Below are 2,331 nucleotides of genomic sequence, written 5' to 3'. Positions count from 1 at the left end.
CATGCCGATTGCCCCCCGAATCAGCGCCAGGACTCAGCCTTCACCCACGTCGCGATCTGCGGTGTTCTTACTACCGCGCTACAAAAGCACATGAGTGCCGCTGCCTTACTGGATAACCAGATGACTTGCATATAACGATGAGCGCAGCGGCGCAAGAACGATCAACCATGCATTCCATACGCCCACAAAAAAGCCGTGCCCGGTTATCCGGTGCACGGCTTTTTCAACAGCAAGCGTGTGCTTACTTGTTGATCGAGTCGGTCAGCACTTTGGCTGGTACGAACTTGACGACTTTCTTGGCAGCGATTTCGATGGCTGCGCCAGTCGAAGGGTTACGGCCGGTACGAGCTGGACGCTCGGTGACTTTCAGCTTGCCGATGCCTGGCAGGGTGATTTCTGCGCCGTTTTCCAACTGGTCGGCAACGATTTGGCCCAATTGCTCAAGAGCATTACGCGCTGTGGTTTTTGGCGCGTCGATAGCTTCAGCGATATCGGCGATCAATTGGTCTTTAGTAAGAGCCATGGTGGTGTTCCTTCCCTATCAAATTCATTTGGATTGCAGAGCGCAACGTCGGCCAGTAGCCAGGCAATGAACCTGGCCACCCGCTAGCAGCCACGATTAATCGCGAAATGTAGATACTGAAACCGGATATTGGTTCGGCCTACGCGTACACAATCTGCATGCTTGACGCGCTAAGGTGCGCAAGACCGCGCAAAACTAGCACAGAGCCGGGTAAATATCCGCCTCTACCTATCCTTTTGGTCAGCTTTTAACAGTAATTGTGCAGTATTTAACCAGCTGCAGGGCCAGTACGGCGAAAACCAGCCCCTTCAAGGCCATAGCACGCAAGCCTGCGTTACACTGACGACCTTGCACCGAGCTGCACGCTCTTCATCTTTTTTCAGCCGAGAAGCCCATGCCGATCCGTCATTGCATCGTCCACCTGATCGACAAGAAACCCGACGGTACGCCCGCTGTTCTCCATGCACGCGACTCCGAACTCGCTGAGTCTCAGGCCATCGAGAACATGCTGGCCGACCTCAACGAGAACTACAACGCCAAACAGGGCAAGGCATGGGGACTGTTCCACGCCGAATCCGGGGCGCACCCCTTCAGCGGCTGGCTGAAGGAATACCTGGAGGGCGGCAAGGACTTCACCGCGTTTTCCCGCGTGGCCGTGGAGCACCTGCAGAAGCTGATGGAAGAGTCCAACCTGTCGGTCGGCGGTCACGTTCTGTTCGCTCATTACCAGCAAGGCATGACCGACTACATGGCCATCGCCCTGCTGCACCACAGCGAAGGCGTGGCCGTAAATGACGAGCTGGACGTGACCCCGTCGCGTCACCTGGATCTGGGTCAGTTGCACCTCGCGGCGCGCATCAACATCTCGGAATGGCAGAACAACAAGCAATCCAAGCAGTACATCTCCTTTATCAAGGGCAAGAACGGCAAAAAGGTTTCGGAGTACTTCCGCGATTTCATCGGCTGTCAGGAAGGCGTCGACGGGCCGGGCGAAACCCGCACCCTGCTCAAGGCCTTCAGTGACTTTGTCGAAAGCGAAGACCTGCCCGAGGACTCCGCTCGCGAGAAGACCAAGACCCTGGTCGACTACGCCAGCAGCCAGAGCAAAATGGGCGAACCGATGGGTTTGGAGGAACTGTCCGAACTGATCGATGAAGAGCGTCCGCGAGCGTTCTACGACCACATCCGCAACAAGGACTACGGCCTGTCCCCGGAGATCCCGGCGGATAAGCGCACCCTCAACCAGTTCCGCCGCTTCACCGGCCGTGCCGAAGGCCTGTCGATCAGTTTCGAGGCGCACCTGCTGGGCGACAAGATCGAGTACGACGAAACGGCAGGCACGCTGATCATCAAAGGCCTGCCGACCCAACTGACCGATCAGCTGAAGCGGCGGTAATCGACATGCTGATGCGCACGCTCAAGAAGGTCGCCCTGATCATGCTGGTGGTGGTGATCTATCAGAACTGGGGCACGATCGAGAACTTCGTCAATCCACCGCCTGCGAGCGTTGCGCAAAGCTACAGCCAGGCAAAAGTGGTGATGTACGCCACCGAGTGGTGCGGCTACTGCAAACAGACCCGCCGTTTTCTCGACAGCAAGGGTATTCCCTATCAGGAATACGACATCGAAAAATCCGAGGAAGGTCGCAAGGCATACGAAGCATTGGGCGGACGTGGTATTCCGCTGATCGACGTCAACGGGACGCTTATTCGCGGCTTTGCACCGGAGGACATACTGGCGGCGCTGAAATAGATGATGATCGTGCCCATCGCTCCGCGTCACACATGGCACAGACTGCGGATTCAGTA

Annotated in this window: 3 protein-coding genes; 2 read left to right on the top strand and 1 reads right to left on the bottom strand. The window is 56.8% G+C overall.

Annotated features, from left to right (window positions below; genetic code table 11):
• Positions 1 to 241: 241 nt before the first annotated feature.
• Positions 242 to 523 carry an HU family DNA-binding protein gene (locus AO065_RS06695; protein ID WP_004882926.1) on the bottom strand — a complete coding sequence of 94 codons (282 nt, stop codon included), beginning with the start codon at positions 521 to 523 and terminating at the stop codon, positions 242 to 244.
• A gap of 394 nt (positions 524 to 917) precedes the next feature.
• On the opposite strand from AO065_RS06695, the gene yejK reads away from it, so the two are divergent.
• On the top strand, positions 918 to 1,919 hold the full coding sequence (gene yejK / locus AO065_RS06690) for a nucleoid-associated protein YejK (protein ID WP_004882927.1): 1,002 nt from the start codon (positions 918 to 920) through the stop codon (positions 1,917 to 1,919).
• Between the two features lie 5 nt (positions 1,920 to 1,924).
• Positions 1,925 to 2,275 carry a glutaredoxin family protein gene (locus AO065_RS06685; protein ID WP_004882928.1) on the top strand — a complete coding sequence of 117 codons (351 nt, stop codon included), beginning with the start codon at positions 1,925 to 1,927 and terminating at the stop codon, positions 2,273 to 2,275.
• The last annotated feature ends 56 nt before the right edge of the window (positions 2,276 to 2,331 follow it).

Origin of the sequence: Pseudomonas viridiflava, assembly GCF_001642795.1 — a bacterium.
Classification (GTDB): domain Bacteria; phylum Pseudomonadota; class Gammaproteobacteria; order Pseudomonadales; family Pseudomonadaceae; genus Aquipseudomonas; species Aquipseudomonas viridiflava.
The sequence above is the reverse complement of the archived record's forward strand: the minus strand, read 5'-3'. Positions and strand labels throughout refer to the sequence as shown.